Raw genomic sequence first — 16,589 nt, 5'->3', positions numbered from 1 at the left:
AGCAGTGGTCCGCCAAGGAAACGGAGCAGGGAGTGCTCCGCGCGGAGGAGAATGACTTAGGTTGGCGCGTGCGCGGGCTGCCGGCGCACGGTGGTGTAGCGGATCGCGCGTCCGCCCACCTCCTGCCGCACCAGCTCGAACTCGGCCTCCTGCGGCGGGCGGTTCACGATGAACGAGATCCGCACCGATTCCCAGCCATGGCTGGAGTCGAAGCCGCTGAGGCGGATGTAGCGGTCGCCATACACTCTGCGGCATTCGGCGAGCTCCATCATCACGCCGGCGGCGTCCTGGAGATCGAACATCGGCAGGCCCCACATCTCCCAATAAGTGTTGCGGGGATGCGGATCGTCGGTGAACTCGATGTTCACCGCCCAGCCGTTGGTCAGGCAATACTGCACCTGCTTGGTGATCTGATCGTCGGTCAGATCCGGCAGGAACGAGAAGCAGCCTTGGGTCAGCTTCATGACAAATCTCCTCAAACGGTTTCGAGCGCGGTCGGCACGAAGTCCGGCGTGTCGGTGGATTCATAGTTGAAGGTGACGTCCTTCCAGACCTCGAGCGCAGCCTTTAGCGGCGTGCAGGTCTCGGCCGCCCTGGCCAGAATTTCGGGACCTTCATGGACGTAGTCGCGGCCCTCGTTGCGGGCGAGGATCATCGCTTCCAGCGCCACGCGGTTGGCGATCGCGCCGGCCGCGATGCCCATGGGATGGCCGATGGTGCCGCCGCCGAACTGGAGCACGACGTCCTCGCCGAGCAGGTCGAGCAGCTGGTGCATCTGGCCGGCGTGGATGCCGCCGGAAGCGACCGGCATCATCTTGTTCAGGCTCGCCCAGGACTGGTCGAAGAACAGGCCGTGTTCGAGCTTGGTCGGGTTGAAGTCCTCGCGGCAGACATCGTAATAGCCGCGCGTGGTGTTGGGGTCGCCTTCGAGCTTGCCGACAACCGTGCCGGCGTGGATGTGATCGACGCCGGCGAGCCGCATCCACTTTGCGATGACGCGGAACGACACGCCATGGCTTTTCTGCCGCGTGTAGGTCGAGTGACCGGCGCGATGCAGATGCAGGATCATGTCGTTACGCCGCGCCCATTTCGCCATCGACTGGATTGCGGTGTAGCCGATCACGAGATCGATCATGACGATGCACGATCCGAGCTCCTTCGCGAACTCGGCGCGCTCGTACATGTCCTCCATCGTTCCCGCGGTGATGTTCAGGTAGGTGCCCTTCGCCTCACCGGAAGCCGCCTGCGCGCGGTTCACCGCCTCCATGCAATAGAGGAAGCGGTCGCGCCAGTGCATGAAGGGCTGCGAGTTGATGTTCTCGTCGTCCTTGGTGAAGTCGAGCCCGCCCTTCAGCGCCTCGTAGACCACGCGACCGTAATTGCGGCCGGAAAGCCCGAGCTTCGGCTTCACGGTCGCGCCGAGCAGTGGCCTGCCGAATTTGTCGAGCCGCTCGCGCTCGACGACGATGCCGGTTGCCGGTCCCTGGAACGTCTTCACATAAGCGACCGGGAAGCGCATATCCTCCAGCCGCAGCGCCTTGAGCGGCTTGAAGCCGAACACGTTGCCGATGATCGAGGCCGAGAGGTTGGCGATCGAGCCAGGCTCGAACAGGTCGAGGTCATAGGCGATGTAGGCAAAATACGAGCCCGGCGTGCCCGGCACCGGATCGACGCGGTAGCATTTCGCACGATACTTCTCGGCGGCGGTCAGGCGGTCGGTCCACACCACCGTCCAGGTTGCGGTCGAGGATTCGCCGGCGACTGCGGCCGACGCCTCGATCGGGTCGACGCCCTCTTGCGGCGTGACGCGGAACAACGCGATGACATCGGTGTCCTTTGGCACATAGTCAGGCTCCCAATAGCCCATGCGCTTGTATTCCATGACGCCCGAGCGATATCTTTCCTTGCCGCGGACGGTTCCTGCATGTGCATTCATGGCTCTCTCCTGCTCTTCTCTCTCTGAATGATTAGGCTGCGACGGGCTCGCGGGCGTCGACGCGCGGATCGAGTTCTCCGGCGCGGTAGCGCCGCGCCATCTCGCTCAAGGGAATGACCTTGATCTTGCTGGCGTGGCCAGCGGTGCCGAACTGCTCGAAGCGGTCGCGGCAGAGCTCGCGCATCGCATCCATCGCGGGCTTGAGGAATTTGCGCGGATCGAACTCGGATCGCGTTTGCGCGGCGACCTTGCGGAACACCGCGGTCATTGCCAGCCGGCAGTCAGTGTCGATATTGACCTTGCGCACGCCGCTCTTGATGCCACGGACGATCTCCTCGACCGGCACGCCCCAGGTCTGCGGCATCTCTCCGCCGAACTGGTTGAACATGTCCTGGAGCGGCTGCGGCACAGAGGAAGAGCCGTGCATCACGAGATGCGTGTTCGGCAGCCGGCGATGAATCTCCTCGACCACCCGCATCGCCAGAATGTCACCGTCCGGCCTGCGGCTGAACTTGTAGGCGCCGTGCGAGGTGCCCATCGCGATCGCGAGCGCATCGACCTTGGTGGCGCGGACAAAGTCGACCGCTTGGTCGGGATCAGTCAACAGCTGGTCGTGACTGACCGTGCCTTCGACGCCGTGACCGTCTTCCTGCTCGCCACCGCCATGCTCGAGTGAGCCGAGCACGCCGAGCTCGCCTTCGACGGAGGCACCGACCCAATGCGCGAGATCGACGACGCGGCGGGTGATCGCAACGTTGTAGTCGTAATCGGCCGCGGTCTTGGCGTCGGCCTTGAGCGAGCCGTCCATCATCACCGAGGTGAAACCATGGGCGATCGCGGACGCGCAGGTCGCCTCGTCATTGCCATGGTCCTGGTGCATGCAGAGCGGGATGTCCGGATAGGTCCGCTCCAACGCGTCGATCATGTGCGAGAGCATGAGGTCGCCGGCATAGCTGCGCGCGCCGCGCGAAGCCTGGATGATGACGGGTGCATCGACCTCGGCCGCCGCCTGCATGATGGCGATGCCCTGCTCCATGTTGTTGATGTTGAACGCCGGCACCGCGTAGCCGTGACTGGCGGCGTGGTCGAGCAGTTGGCGAAGGGTGATACGGGCCACGACAAATCCTCCTGTTATTGCTTGCCTGTGCGGGCAATCGCCCGCCGGGCGGCTTCCGCAACGCTTTGCGGCGTGATGCCGAATTCGCGGTACAGCACTGGCGCGGGCGCCGAAGCACCGAAGCCGCGCATGCCGACGAACTCGCCGTCAGTGCCGATCCATCGATGCCAATCGCCGGCGACAGCCGCCTCGATACCTACCCGTGGCACCGTGCCGAGCACGGCAGCGCGGTAGTCCTCCGGCTGCTCCTCGAACAACGCGAAGCACGGCGCGGAGACCACGGCCGCGCGGACGTGCTCGGTGGCGAGCAGGCGGGCCGCCTCCAGCGCGATGGACACTTCCGAACCCGTTGCGATGAGCGTCACGTCGCGGCCGCCCTCGGGCGAGACGATGAGGTAGGCGCCGCGCGCGACCCGGTTTCTACCGCGCACATCGCTGCGGAAAGTCGCCAGGGCCTGGCGGGACAGGCACAGCACGGAGGGACGATTTTCAGCTTGGAGCGCGCAGTCCCATGCTTCCAGCGTCTCGACCGCGTCGGCCGGCCGGAACACAAGCAGGTTCGGAATGACGCGGAGCGCTGCGAGATGCTCGACCGGTTGGTGCGTGGGGCCATCCTCACCCAGCCCAATGGAATCATGGGTCATCACATGAATGACGCGGATCCGCATCAAGGCCGCAAGGCGGATCGCCGGCCGGCTGTAATCGGAGAAGGCGAGGAAGGTGCCGCCATAAGGAATGAAGCCCCCGTGCAGCGCGAGGCCGTTCATCGCGGCCGCCATGCCGTGCTCGCGGATCCCGTAATGGATGTAATCGCCGGCGAACGCGTCGCGCTTGACCGGGATCTGCGCCTTGGCATGCGTCAGGTTTGAATGCGTCAGGTCCGCCGAGCCACCGACAAATCCCGGAATCGTTCCTGCGATGCCGTCGAGCACCTGTTGCGAAGCCTGCCGCGTCGCAAGCTTGGGACGCTCGGTGGCAAAGCGTTCGCGCAATTTTGCCGAGGCCTGGGCATAGGCGTTCGGCAGGGCAACCGCCTTGCCCTCGACAAACAGATCGCGCTGCTCGGGCGTCGCGCATTCATAGCGATCGAGCCAGGCAAGACGCGCGACCTGACCGCGCTGCCCGATCATCCGCCATGCTTTCATGATCGTGACGGGCACCACGAAGGGCTGATAGTCCCAGCCGAGAGTTCGCCGCGCCGCCGCCGTCTGCTCGATGCCGAGCGGCGCGCCATGCGCCTTCTCCGTGCCCTGACGATCCGGCGCGCCATAGCCGATGATGGTGCGGCAGGCGATCAGCGACGGTCTTGCGCTCTCACGCTCCTCGGCTAGCGCCTGCGCAACTGCTTCGGGATCGTGCCCATCGACACGGCGCACCGACCAGCCGGAGGCAGCGAAGCGCGCGAGCTGGTCGTCGGAGGTCGCAAGCGACGTCGGCCCGTCAATGGAGATGCCGTTGTCGTCGAACAGCACGATCAGGCGGCCGAGCCCGAGATGGCCGGCGAGCGAAATCGCTTCCTGGCTGATGCCTTCCATCAGGCAGCCGTCGCCGGCGATCACATACGTAAAGTGATCGACGAGGCCGTCGCCATGCCGCGCATTGCCCATCCGCTCAGCGAGCGCCATGCCCACCGCGGTCGCAATCCCCTGCCCCAGCGGACCGGTCGTCGTCTCGACGCCCGGCGTATGGCCATATTCCGGATGGCCCGGCGTCTTCGAGCCCCATTGCCTGAAGGCCTTGATGTCATCGAGGCTGAGGTCGCCGCCGGTGAGATGGAGCAATGCATAGAGCAGCATCGAGCCATGGCCCGCCGACAGCACGAATCGATCGCGATCCGGCCAATTGGGGTGAGCCGAGTCGAACTTCAGGAAGCGCGAGAACAGCACGGTCGCGACATCGGCCATGCCCATGGGCAGGCCGGGATGGCCGGATTGCGAGGTCTCGATGGCGTCGACCGCGAGGAAGCGGACGGCGTTGGCGAGATCGTTGTGCGTGACCGCGGTAAGGTCGGCTTCGGCGTGGACGGAGATGTTCATCGGATACTCTCCTTGTTCACTTCAGGTTTCGCTTGCGCTCGATCAGCTGCATGATCAGCGGCGTCAGGATGAGCTGCATGGCAAGATCGAGCTTCGCGCCGGGACACACGATCGAATTGGCGCGGGACATCCAGCTTTGCGGCAGCATCGAGAGCAGATACGGGAAGTCGATGCCGCGCGGGTTCTTGAAGCGGATCACGACCATCGATTCGTCCGGCGTCGGGATCCAGCGCGCGATGAACGGATTGGAGGTGTCCACCGTCGGCACGCGCTGGAAGTTGATGTCGGTCTCGGAGAACTGCGGGCAGATGTAGTGGATGTAGTCGGGCATCCGCCGCAGAACGGTGTCGGTGACGGCCTCGGTCGAGTAGCCTCGCGCACTGCGGTCGCGGTGCAGCTTCTGGATCCATTCGAGATTGATGACGGGCACGACGCCGATCTTGAGGTCGGCGTAGCGTGCGACGTTGACCTTGTCGGTAACGACAGCGCCGTGCAGGCCCTCGTAGAACAGCAGGTCGGAGCTCTCCGGCAGCCGTTTCCATTCGGTGAAGGTGCCGGGTGCGGCGCCATGCAGCGCAGATTCCTCGGCATCGTGGACATAGTGTCGCGTCGTCGCCGTGCCGGTCTCGCCATAGTCGCGGAACGCCCGCTCCAGCTCCTCGAACAGGTTGGTCTCGGGGCTGAAATGGCTGAAATGCCTGTTGCCGCGATCGGCCTCCTTGGCCATCTGCGTGCGCATTTCGGCGCGATCGTAGCGATGGAAGGCATCGCCTTCGATGTAGGCGGCGTTGACCTTCTCGCGGAAGAAGATCTGTTCGAAGGTCTTCTTGACCGAGGTCGTGCCGGCGCCGGAGGAGCCGGTGATGGAGATGATCGGATGCTTCCTGGACATGGGATGCCTCGCTTACAGCCGGAAGAAGCCGCGCCGCGCAAACAGCGGTGCTGAGACGCTGGCGACCAGCAAGGGATCGCAATGCAGTTCCTCGACGCGCTGCACCTCGTTGCTCGAACCCATGATCAGCGGCACGCGCTGATGCAGGCTCTGCGCCGAGAGTTCGAGGATGCGTTCGCGCCCGGTCGAAGCAGAGCCGCCGGCCTGCTCGATGATGTAAGCCATCGGGTGCGCCTCGTAGACGAGGCGCAGGCGGCCGTCGCCATATCCGGGCCGTGCATCGGAGGGATAGAGGAAGACGCCACCGCGGGTGAGGATGCGATAGGCCTCGGCAACCAGCGAGCCGACCCAGCGCATGTTGAAATTGTGGTTGGCCTGCCCCTCCACACCGGCGAGGCATTCGTCGACGAAGGCGCGCACCGGCTGTTCCCAATGCCGGCGGTTCGAGGCGTTGATCGCGAACTCCTCGCAGGTCTCGGAGATCTGCACAGCGCTGCGGGCGAGACGGAAGCAACCGGACTTGCGGTCAAGCGTGAAGATGTCGACGCCGTCGCCGAGCGTCAGCACCAGCGAGGTCTGCGGGCCGTAGGTGACGAACCCCGCCGCGAGCTGCGCCGAGCCGCGCTGGTGGAAGGCGAGCGCGAGATCATCGGGCGCAGGCAGGATCGAGAAGATCGTGCCCACGGTCATGTTGATGTCGATGTTGGAGGAGCCGTCGAGCGGATCGATCGCAACGCAGATCTTCGCCGCGCGGTCACCGATTTGGGGTTCGCGCATCTCTTCCGACGCCAGTGCCGCGATGGGCAGCTTGCCGAGGCAGCGGCGCAGGATCGCATCCGCCTGCACGTCGAGATCGCGCTGGACGTCACCGTCGCTATTGCGGCCGGTGGTCAGGCCCGATGCGTCGGCGAGATCTCCCGTGGCGATGAGATCGGCGATCTCGATCGCGGCCGCCGCGATGGCGTCGACCGCGGCTGCCACGGCCAGCGCATGCGGCGCCGTCTCCGAATACCGTTGAAGGTGGTCGTCCAGCCTGAATTGCCCGGTCATCTGCGTCCATCCCTTTGCTGGTGCCGTATCCAGTTCCCTCCTCGCTGGAGGTCGGTGCGGTCAGTGCCAACAACGACGAGATTGACAGGGGCGGTTTAATAAGGAAAATTTCTATTCATAATGAGCGCCAAAGAAATGTCTTATAATGCCCATTCAGCGGCACAGCTCCGGCATCTGACGATCCGGCAGCTTCGATCGCTTGCGGCGCTAGCGGCGAAGGGCAGCGTCACGGCAGCCTCGACCCAGCTCGGCCTGACGCAGCCGGCCGTGACCCAGCAACTGCGCCAGCTTCAGGATCTCGCCGGACTGCCGCTGCTGCAGCGGACCGGCGATGGCATGCTGCTGACGGAGGCGGGCAAGGAGGTGCTTACCCTCGCCGAGCGCGTCGAAGCCGCAATTGCCGACTGCCAGGGCGCGCTCGACCTGCTTGCGGGGCGGACCGGCGGCACGGTGCATCTCGGCGCGGTCTCGACCGCAAAATATTTCGTGCCGCACGCGATCGCGGCGTTCTCGAAGCGGTATCCGAACATCGAGCTCAAGCTCACCATCGGCAATCGCGAGGAGATCCGCGAGGCCATGCACGGCTACGACCTCGACTTCGCGGTGATGGGTCGGCCACCGGCCGATGTCAGCGTCGACGTCCGTCAGCTCGGGCGTAATCCGCATATCATCGTCGCACGCAAGGGGCACTGGCTGGAGAAGGATTCCGGCCTCAACCTGACCGACCTCGTGCACGAGACCTTCCTCACCCGCGAGCCCGGCTCGGGCACGCGGACATTGATGGAAGGCATGTTCCAGAGGTCGGATCTCGAGCCGATCATCGGCATGGAGATGAGCAGCAACGAGACCATCAAGCAGGCGGTGATCGCCGGGCTCGGCATCGCCTTCATCTCGGCCCACACGGTGGCGCACGAGCTCACCGAGGGCCGGCTCGTCGTGCTCGACGTCGCGGGCCTGCCGATCGTGCGGCAATGGTACGTGATCCGCCGCAGCGACAAGGTGCTGTTGCCGCCGGCGCAGGCGATGTTCGATTTTCTGGGCTCGGAGGGGGCGAACTATCTGCCCGAATTGCCCGAATTCGGCGCGCGATAGCCCGTCGAGATTCAGCCCATCAGCTTCATCGCGACCGTGGCCGCCAGAATGACGATGATCTGGAGCAGGCGCTCGGTCGTGAAGATGCGGTTGAAGGTGGTCATCGCTTGCCCCGGCCGAATTGGGATGTCTCGGTCGGGACGTTGCTAGCATAAGCGGGCGTCGAGATAACTCCGTAATCGCCCCGTGTTTTCCGTGCACGCCCCCACGACCGAGCCTTCGGCGGGCCTGCCCAAGGCCGCGCCGATGGTTAACGATCAGGCCGCACGCGTCGCGGCGTAATCCATCCGCGCGGCGAAATAGGCTTCCAGCTCCAGCAGCGCCCGCGCTTCCCAATCCCTCGCCTGCTCCAGCAGCGACCAGCTCTGGTCCGGGCGGAATGCAGCGGTCTGGCGATAGAGCGATGCGATGCCGCGGTAGCGGCGCACGTTCTCCAAGATGGCGTGGCCGGTGATTTGGCCGTTCATGTCCGAAAACTCCCTCGTCATTCCCGGGGGAGAAATTGCGGCCAAATCTTTTTCGAAAAGTTAGCGCCGCACAGCAAGCGCGCGAATGGTTTCCGGACTGTTGCCCGCGCGCAACGCGCGCGGCCGCGCAGTGCCGATCTATTGCGAATTCGTTGCCGCGCTTTCGCTTCGCGGCTTCAACCCGCCGCGGCTGATGATCGCCATCGTCGCGCGGCAGAGATCGGCAAGGCCGATCACCAGCACGGCGAGCAGGCAGAACAGCTTGATGGAATCGGCATGCGCGCTGGTCAGCAAATTGAACTCGAAGAAAGGCGGCATGAACGCCCACCACACCAGCGGAATGGTGAGCACCGTGGCGAACGCCGCCGCCGGTGCGCCCGCGACAAGACCGAGCACAAAGAGGCCGGGCAGGAACGCCGCGAAATAGAGTTTTGCGCCGAGCGAGACACAGACGCCCTGGAGCGCAGCCGACATTGCGACAACGACGAATCCAAGCAGGAACGCCTGCCACGACCACGGTCGTACCCGCGCTACGCCAACCAGCCCCGCACGCCTCATCAGCCTCCCCCTGCCGCCCGTTAATCAGGCTCGCTTGCGACCAAAGTACTACACCGGCAGCGAAACTGCGAGGCGGAAATTGCCGGCCGGACGGCCGTGGTAAACGGGCCGGATCGCACAATTTGGACCACCGCGCCCCCTACTCGGTGGCCGCATAGATCAGGCCTGCGATGGGCAGCGCGAGGCCAATGGCCGATGCGAGCGTCCAGCCGCCTTGCGCAAACGCCCAGGCGCCGACCGCCGAGCCCGCCGCGCCCGCGGTGAAGAACGTCGCCATGTAGAGGCCGTTGAGGCGGCTGCGATGCTCATGCCCCAGCGCGAAGATCGCGCGGAAGCCGAGCACGACGTTGCCCTGCACGCCGATGTCGATCGCGATCGCGGCCACGACCAGGCAGGCGAGGTTCAACACCGATCCAGCCGCGCCGACATGCGTGATCAGGAAGCCAACGGCCGCGAGCAGCAGCGCGACCAATGTTGCCATGCGGCTATGGCCGCGATCGGCAAGCCGCCCGGCGATCGGGGCCGCGAACACGCCGGCGACACCGGCAAGCGCGAACAGCGCGATGCCACCCTGCGTGAATCTGAATTCGCTCGCGAGCAGCAGCGGTGTCACGGTCCAGAACAGGCTGAAGGCGCCGAACAGGCTGGCCTGGTACAGCGCGCGGCGGCGCAGCAGCGGCGTGGTCCGCACCAGATGCGGCATCGACAGCAGCAACTCGCCATAGTGCATGCGCGCGACCGGCTTGCGTTTCGGCAGCGTCATCCAGAGCACGGCTGCGAGCACGATCATCAGCGCGGCCGAGCAGAAGAACACCGCGTGCCAGGACAGCATCGCCGTAACGAAGCTCGACACCGGCCGCGCCAGCATGATGCCGAGCATCAGGCCGGTCGAGACGTTACCGACGACGCGGCCGCGAATGGCTGCCGGCGCGAGATGCGCCGCATAGGGAATGATGATCTGCACCGCGACCGAGCCGAGCCCGATGAACAGCGCGGCGATCAGGAACGGCAGCGCGTGGGACGAGAACCCCGCAGCGAGCAGGGCTGCCGCGCCGAGCGTGATGACGGAGCAGATCAGGGTACGGTTCTCGAGGAGGTCGCCGAGCGGCACGATGAAGAGAAGCCCCACGCCGTAGCCGATCTGCGTCATGGTGACGATCAGCCCCGCTGCCGCATGCGACAGGCCGAGCGCGACGCTGATCGGAGCGATCAGCGGCTGGGCGTAATAGATGTTGGCGGCGACCATGCCACAGGCCGCGGCAAGCACAAAGGTCAGTCGCTGCGACACCGCATCCGGCTCGGGCGCGGTCTCGATCGTGGCATTCATCGTCATTCACACGGTCTCCAGATATAGGAAACGATTGTTCCCTAATATTACAAAAAATTCAGGCGAGCAGCTTCATCGCCACGGCGACCAGGCGCTTGCCGTCGAGCGAAAGGCGCGCCTTGCCGACGACGCGCAGGCCCTGCGTGATGCAGATCATCAGCCGCGCGGTGTCGTCGGCGGCGACATGGCGGGGAATCGATCCGTCGGCCTGCCCCTCGCGAATGAGCCCGGCGATGAAGCCTTCGTTGGTCTCGAGCCGCGCGCTGACGAGCGCGGCGACCACCGGATCGACCGCGGACAATTCGACCGCGCTGCCGACCACGAGGCAGCCGCGCCGCCCCTCGCTGCCCTGGGAGTGCTCCACATACGACAGCAGCAGGTTGCGGAGCCGCTCGCGGCCAGTGCCGCCTTGCGCCGCGGCGCTGCGGGTCTGCTCCTGGCGCAACGCGACGTAGCGCTCGAAGGCGGCGAGAAACACCGCATGCTTGTCGCGAAACGCCTTGTAGACGCTGCCGGTCGCCAGCCGCATCGCCGCGGTGAGATCGCCGATCGAGGTGGCATGATAACCCCGCTCGGAAAACACGCGGACCGCCCTGTCGAGCGCAGTGTCCATGTCGAACTCCCGGGGACGGCCGGGCGGACGGACGACGGAACGGGATTTGCGGGCGGCTTTTTGCATTGCGGGATAATAGGGAATGATTGTTCCCGAATAAAGACCGTCGAAAGACACTTGGTTGTGATGGGGTTTGGGTCGAACTGATCGCCACCAACTCCAGCGTCGTCCTGGCGAAGGCCAGGACCCATTACCCCAGGTGGGTTTGGCGGACACTCTCTCTACATCGTCATTGCGAGCGCAGCGAAGCAATCCGGAATCCCTCCGCGGCGGCAGACTGGATTGCTTCGCTGCGCTCGCAATGACGGAGTATGAAGTGACGGCTTCGTCCTCCAGCACCACTGTCATTCCCCGCGAAAGCGGGGAATCCAGTACGCCGCGGCTTCGCGGTTCAATCATAACTGTCTCGGAGTACTGGATCGCCCGGTCAAGCCGGGCGATGACAGGGAGTGTGTAGCCGCAGACACACCTTCGCAGCCTCGCGGCGCATTTCGCCCGAGTTTTGCTTCGTCATTCCACCCTCTTATCCAAGAGGGCGCAGGGAAGGCCGGGTGCCGGCTGGCACCCGCGGTCCGCTGCGCGAAGATGTAGCGCAAGGAAACCGCACAGCAGCATACAGGTGTAGCCAATCACTCGGCCTTCCCTGCGCGATGGTTGGACGGCTTATGCCGTGCTCTCCCGGGAGCCGAACTTTCCTTCTGGCCTCCCTCGCCTCGCGAATTGGATGATGCTGTCTGCCCGGTTAGGCTCGCACACACCTCCGCGAAAGCTTGACCGTAGCAACGACGGCCAGGACCACACGGTTTTGCCGTACGCGCATTCGCCATTTCGCCGCAGGGTTCGACGGCATCGTGCACGTAGCCATCGAAATACCGACGAGACGAACTTCACAGCGCCGCTCGTCCGCACGTGGCCACGGGCTCACAGGGACTACCCGCCCTGCCCGCACCTCTCGTGCCGACGCTGCCGCGTCCATCGCAACCCGGCTCGCAATCAAGACGACAACGAGATCGCCCCTCAAGGATGAGCCGGGATGGCCGACACATACGACAAAACCGAATTTCGGTAAAGTGGAATATTTTCGTGCGGCTGGATTGACACCCCTGCAGGTGTTTTGCCCGTCGGGCAATGAGGCGCTCGCATCAAGTCACAAGCTCGACCGTCGTCCCGGCCTAGTGCGCAATTGCGCACGAGGCCGGGACGACAGCGGTGGGTGTGGCCGACAGAGAAAGAAACATCACTCCTTCGTTCGCACCGGCGTTCCGTTGGCCATGAGGGTCACGCCCTTCCGTTCGACGATGATCCCGTAGGCCTGCGGCTGACGGTGAACGTCGAAATTGAACGTGGTGCGCTTGTAGGAATTGCAGAGATCGAGATCGCAGCGAGCGAGCGCGATCTCGTCGCCCTTGGTCGTGCATCGCGCGATGATCTCGCCGGAGGGGCCGATGACGCAGCTGCCGCCGATGTGGTCGACGCCCTCCTCAACCCCCGCTTTGGCGACGCCGACCACGAAGGTGCCGTTCTGGTAGGCGCCGGCCTGCATCACCAGATGATTGTGAAACAGCGAGAGATCGTCGTGCTCGGGCGCGGGCGGATTGTGCACTGGCGTGTTGTAGCCGATCATCACCATCTCGACGCCCTGCAGGCCCATCACTCGGTAGGTCTCGCTCCAGCGGCGGTCATTGCAGATCGCCATCCCCATCACGCCGCCAAAGGCCTCGGTCACGCCAAACCCATCGCCGGGCTCGAAATAGCGCTTTTCCAGATGCTGGAATTGGCGCCAGGGCTCGTGCTCCGCATGGCCGGGCAGATGAACCTTGCGATATCTGGCGACGATGGCGCCGCTCTTCTCGACCAGGATGGAGGTGTTGTAGCGCCTGACAATTCCGGCCTCGACCGTCAGCTCGGCATAGCCAAGGGAAAATCCGATGCCGATCGCGCGCGCGAGCTCGAACAGGCCTCTCGTCTCCGGCCCCGGCATCTCGCGCTCGAAAAAGCTGTCGATCTCCGCCTGATCCTCGAAATACCAGCGCGGAAAGAACGTGGTCAGCGCCAGCTCGGGATAGACGATCAAGTCGCAGCCGTTGGCGTGCGCCTGGCGCATCAAGGTCATCAGGCGCGCCACGACCGCGGTTCTGGTCTCGGTCCGCGCGACAGGGCCAAGCTGGCCGGCTGCCACAGTCACAAATCTTGCCACGAATTCTTCCTCGGCCGCTTCCCGTCAAGTCGCGGCAGAGACTATCGCGCGATGCGTCGCGCGCACAGCCTCGCTGTCCGGCACGGTGCCCAACCGAGAGGCAGCCCGACCGTCACGCCGAACGCGCCGCTCACCATCCTGCGGCGGCGGGCTCGTTGAAGAACTGATCGCGCGCCGCCATGCGCGACGGCGGGCGGCGACGATGCCGCTCCGCGACGCGCTTGTTCGGGGCGGCCGCCTTGGCCTGCCTGGGCTCTGCGGCCTTGGCGTCCGAAGCCTTGGACTCCGAAGTCTTGAGCTCCGTGGCGGGCTGCGCCGCCATCGCAAATGCCTGGCGTGTACCTTCCGGCGCGGCCGGCGCCGCCGCGTCCGATGTCGATGACGCCACAGTTTTGGTCAACGGAATCTGTCGTACGTTGGTGTCGAAGACGATCTTCTCCGGCCATGTCTGCGCGGAATGAATCCGGGCGATCGAGAGGTCCGGCCCAGATTCGGCGGCCGCGCTCACGGGGCCGGCCAGGTAGTAATCAGCAAGGTACAGGAGGGCGAGCAGAGCGCCGCCGGTGAAGACGAAATAGCGGATGAGCGGCATGGGTCCCTCGATCGCCTCGTTATCGAGGCCCCTGCAGCAACGGGAAAGAGTGGCAAACGTTCCGGCGCGAGGGCGAGCAATCGCGGAGAAACTCGCTCAGTCGTCACTGGCATTCCGCTTGCTGCAAGGGAGGCAAATCCCTCAGACCCGCAGTGGGTCTGTCTCATCGTGAGGCGATCATGCATCCGACGTCCCGTTTCGAAGCGACCATGCCGACCCAGCTCCACGCATTGATCTCCGATCTGCGCTGGCGCATGCGAATGATCGACGCCGACATTCTGGAGGAAGAGCGGAAGGCTGGAAACTCCGATCCCCAGAACGTCGCCTACCCCATGCTCGCGCAGAACCTGCGGGCCCGGCGCGACAATATCCGGGTGAGCATCGCCATTCTCGAAAGCCGGCTTGAAAAGCAATCGACCGAGTGGCCGCGCGCGGCCTGATGCCGTGACGGGCCGACCTCCAGACGCACGCCGACGCGAAGGAACTCGCGTTGCCGATCTGCAACGGTTCCCGTTCGTCTAAACCCCGACAAAAGAAATTCCCATTGCGGCCACGAACCCCTCTCACAACGCCGTGAGACGAGCAGGGGAACTACGATGCGTGCGCAACGAGTCTGGGTGGTGAATGGGGCCGCCAGCGTCGAACAATTGCAAACCAGATTGGACGATCTAAACAAGCGGCTCGGTCAACTCGAGACCCAGCACCCTGATAGCTGGAAAGTCGAAGAGCTCAGATCGAGCGCGCTCAGCCTGTCGCGCGAAATCGACGAGATCCGCTGCGCCGAAGCGACGGCGGCGCTGAGCGAGCTGCTGCGGAAGTAGCCAGCGTTCGCGCGATTCGCCCGCCGCGCAAGGAACCAACGCCGCCTCCCCGCCATTGCCATGCCGAGCATGGAGCAAAATCATGACCAGGCACCTGACGCGGGCCGATCTCGCCCGCGGCGTGGCCGGCGCGGTATCCACGCTGGTCCTGTGCGCGGCGATGGCCTTCACCATCGCGCGCCACTTCGCATTGTAAAGCATTTGGCGCTGTGAGGTATTTGCGATGACGTCCGACCCCGAGGAATCGGTCAGGCTGCAAGGCTACGGCGAGATGACCTTGCGTACCGCCGTCACGACGATGATGTTGCTGGCACCGCGCGAGCGCGCGGACGCCGCCATCTTCCGCGTCCGCGACGGCGTGCGGCTTGCCTCAGGCGAAATTGCCGAACTCGCCTCCGAATGGGGCATCAAGCCAGCGCCCGAGATCAGGTCTCCGAAACTCGTCCCGGAGCAAGATTGGACGCAAATCGTTCGCGGCATGGTCCGCGAGGCGCCGCTGCCGGCGCTGATGATTGCGTTCATGGTCGGTGTGCTGGTGGCCAGGCGGTAGTCCTCTGACCTAGCTTGCAACGCCGAGTTATCGATATCGGCAAACGCCGAGCCATGCCTTCGCAACACGCCGCCCTGTCGGGCCAAATCGGCCGTGGACCCGCCCTGAAAATCGTTGCAAGAAGGCGCTCCCGGGCGCCGGCGGCCGGTCCGCCAAGCCTTTGGGGAACGAGCCTCTAGGAAAACGTCGACTTTTGGAAGAATGGTCGGAGTGGCAGGATTCGAACCTGCGACCCCTGCGTCCCGAACGCAGTGCTCTACCGGGCTGAGCCACACTCCGACAAGAGGCCGGCTTATAGCGTCGGGTTTGGCGCACCGCAAGCGGCCGAGCTGAGGAATCTTATCCCTGTGAAAACGGGTCTTGAAACGCTGATTTTACCGGCCGGCGAGGCCGGCGCGGAAGCTGCCGTCCGGACATTGGCCGCCGGCGGGCTGGTCGCGTTCCCGACCGAGACGGTCTACGGGCTCGGGGCGGACGCTGGAAATGCCGGCGCGATCGCCCATCTTTACGCCGCCAAGGGGCGGCCGGCCTTCAATCCGCTGATCGCGCATGTCGCCGACCTCGCGGCGGCGCGGAGGATCGGGCGATTCGACGCCTGCGCCTTGCGCCTTGCGGAGGCGTTCTGGCCGGGGCCGCTGACGCTGGTGGTGCCGAAATCGGAAAACTGCCCCGTGGCCGAGCTTGCCACCGCGGGCCTCGATACGGTCGCGATCCGCATTCCGGCCCATCCGGTGGCGCAGGCGATCCTGCGCGCCTTTGGCGGGGCTGTGGTGGCGCCGTCGGCCAACCTCTCCGGCCACGTCTCGCCGACGCTGGCTGCCCATGTCGAGGGCGACCTTGCGGGGCGGATCGACCTGATCGTCGACGGCGGGCCGGTTACGGTCGGCGTCGAATCGACCATCGTCGGCTGCTTCGCGGCGCCGATGCTGCTGCGGCCCGGCGGGCTGTCACGCGAGCGGATCGAGGTCGTGCTCGGCACGCCGCTGGCGCGACTGCCGGCGGAGGCCGACAGCGACGACAGCCAGCCGCTGGCGCCGGGCATGCTGGCCTCGCATTACGCGCCACGCGCCAATGTGCGGCTCAATGCGCAGGATGTCGCGCCGGGCGAAGCGCTGCTGGCGTTCGGCCCCGCGCGCCTGCCTGGCCTGGAGGCTGCCACCGCCGTCATGAATTTGTCCCCCACCGGCGATCTCGATGAAGCCGCCGCCAATCTGTTCGGCTATCTTCGCGCCCTCGATGTGAGGAGCCCGCGGGCGATTGCGGTGATGGCGATCCCCGAACAGGATCTGGGCGAAGCGATCAATGATCGGCTGCGCCGGGCGGCCGTGGCGCGATAGCGCA

17 protein-coding genes and 1 tRNA gene are annotated in these 16,589 nt (G+C 65.1%); 5 read left to right on the top strand and 13 right to left on the bottom strand.

The window, feature by feature from the left end:
- Positions 1–56 precede the first annotated feature (56 nt).
- From AC0L27_RS16045 to AC0L27_RS16020, 6 genes are read right to left on the bottom strand one after another with little or no spacing between them, the layout of a single operon-like run.
- Positions 57–464, bottom strand: a complete 408-nt coding sequence (locus AC0L27_RS16045) for a ribulose bisphosphate carboxylase small subunit (protein ID WP_007594833.1) — start codon at positions 462–464, stop codon at positions 57–59.
- 11 nt (positions 465–475) lie between these two features.
- Positions 476–1,936: a form I ribulose bisphosphate carboxylase large subunit gene (locus AC0L27_RS16040; protein ID WP_007594836.1), complete on the bottom strand. Its 1,461-nt coding sequence runs from the start codon at positions 1,934–1,936 to the stop codon at positions 476–478.
- Between the two features lie 31 nt (positions 1,937–1,967).
- Positions 1,968–3,053, bottom strand: coding sequence for a class II fructose-bisphosphate aldolase (fba, locus tag AC0L27_RS16035; RefSeq protein WP_354209047.1), 1,086 nt, complete (start codon positions 3,051–3,053; stop codon positions 1,968–1,970).
- A 14-nt stretch (positions 3,054–3,067) separates the two neighbouring features.
- A complete protein-coding gene (gene tkt, locus AC0L27_RS16030) occupies positions 3,068–5,089 on the bottom strand; it encodes a transketolase (protein WP_354257979.1) in 2,022 nt (673 codons plus the stop codon).
- A 16-nt stretch (positions 5,090–5,105) separates the two neighbouring features.
- Positions 5,106–5,981 carry a phosphoribulokinase gene (locus AC0L27_RS16025; protein WP_063993396.1) on the bottom strand — a complete coding sequence of 292 codons (876 nt, stop codon included), beginning with the start codon at positions 5,979–5,981 and terminating at the stop codon, positions 5,106–5,108.
- Positions 5,982–5,993: 12 nt separating this feature from the next.
- Positions 5,994–7,031, bottom strand: coding sequence for a class 1 fructose-bisphosphatase (locus tag AC0L27_RS16020; protein WP_354209050.1), 1,038 nt, complete (start codon positions 7,029–7,031; stop codon positions 5,994–5,996).
- Positions 7,032–7,151: 120 nt separating this feature from the next.
- Between AC0L27_RS16020 and AC0L27_RS16015 the strand changes: the two genes are divergently transcribed.
- Positions 7,152–8,123 (top strand): LysR family transcriptional regulator, encoded by a 972-nt coding sequence (locus AC0L27_RS16015; protein ID WP_354209051.1) that lies wholly within the window; start codon positions 7,152–7,154, stop codon positions 8,121–8,123.
- Positions 8,124–8,380: 257 nt separating this feature from the next.
- Here the strand turns inward: AC0L27_RS16015 and AC0L27_RS16010 are convergent, their stop codons facing one another.
- The 6 genes from AC0L27_RS16010 to AC0L27_RS15985 form a co-directional block, all read right to left on the bottom strand.
- On the bottom strand, positions 8,381–8,590 hold the full coding sequence (locus AC0L27_RS16010; RefSeq protein WP_063996623.1) for a hypothetical protein: 210 nt from the start codon (positions 8,588–8,590) through the stop codon (positions 8,381–8,383).
- A 138-nt stretch (positions 8,591–8,728) separates the two neighbouring features.
- Entirely contained in the window at positions 8,729–9,148 is a 420-nt protein-coding gene (locus tag AC0L27_RS16005; protein WP_354209052.1) for a DUF4118 domain-containing protein, read from the bottom strand.
- Between the two features lie 139 nt (positions 9,149–9,287).
- A complete protein-coding gene (locus tag AC0L27_RS16000) occupies positions 9,288–10,481 on the bottom strand; it encodes an MFS transporter (protein ID WP_354209053.1) in 1,194 nt (397 codons plus the stop codon).
- 52 nt (positions 10,482–10,533) lie between these two features.
- On the bottom strand, positions 10,534–11,154 hold the full coding sequence (locus AC0L27_RS15995) for a TetR/AcrR family transcriptional regulator (RefSeq protein ID WP_473319700.1): 621 nt from the start codon (positions 11,152–11,154) through the stop codon (positions 10,534–10,536).
- Positions 11,155–12,325: 1,171 nt separating this feature from the next.
- A complete protein-coding gene (locus AC0L27_RS15990; RefSeq protein WP_354209056.1) occupies positions 12,326–13,285 on the bottom strand; it encodes an N-carbamoyl-D-amino-acid hydrolase in 960 nt (319 codons plus the stop codon).
- 130 nt (positions 13,286–13,415) lie between these two features.
- Complete coding sequence (locus AC0L27_RS15985) at positions 13,416–13,877, bottom strand: hypothetical protein (RefSeq protein WP_354209058.1); 462 nt, start codon at positions 13,875–13,877, stop codon at positions 13,416–13,418.
- Between the two features lie 179 nt (positions 13,878–14,056).
- On the opposite strand from AC0L27_RS15985, the gene AC0L27_RS15980 reads away from it, so the two are divergent.
- From AC0L27_RS15980 to AC0L27_RS15970, 3 genes are all read left to right on the top strand, one after another.
- Complete coding sequence (locus AC0L27_RS15980) at positions 14,057–14,317, top strand: hypothetical protein (RefSeq protein ID WP_275171669.1); 261 nt, start codon at positions 14,057–14,059, stop codon at positions 14,315–14,317.
- Between the two features lie 156 nt (positions 14,318–14,473).
- Positions 14,474–14,698 carry a hypothetical protein gene (locus AC0L27_RS15975; RefSeq protein WP_275171667.1) on the top strand — a complete coding sequence of 75 codons (225 nt, stop codon included), beginning with the start codon at positions 14,474–14,476 and terminating at the stop codon, positions 14,696–14,698.
- Between the two features lie 223 nt (positions 14,699–14,921).
- Complete coding sequence (locus AC0L27_RS15970) at positions 14,922–15,248, top strand: hypothetical protein (protein WP_354057129.1); 327 nt, start codon at positions 14,922–14,924, stop codon at positions 15,246–15,248.
- A 202-nt stretch (positions 15,249–15,450) separates the two neighbouring features.
- Here AC0L27_RS15970 and AC0L27_RS15965 read toward each other — a convergent pair.
- Positions 15,451–15,527: transfer RNA gene (locus tag AC0L27_RS15965), tRNA-Pro, on the bottom strand.
- A 68-nt stretch (positions 15,528–15,595) separates the two neighbouring features.
- On the opposite strand from AC0L27_RS15965, the gene AC0L27_RS15960 reads away from it, so the two are divergent.
- The gene (locus AC0L27_RS15960; protein WP_473319649.1) at positions 15,596–16,585 is read left to right on the top strand and encodes an L-threonylcarbamoyladenylate synthase; all 990 of its coding nucleotides are present in this window, start codon (positions 15,596–15,598) and stop codon (positions 16,583–16,585) included.
- Positions 16,586–16,589: the final 4 nt, after the last annotated feature.

The organism is Bradyrhizobium sp. Ken51 (assembly GCF_055807435.1).
This window is presented reverse-complemented; position numbering and strand designations above follow the sequence as displayed.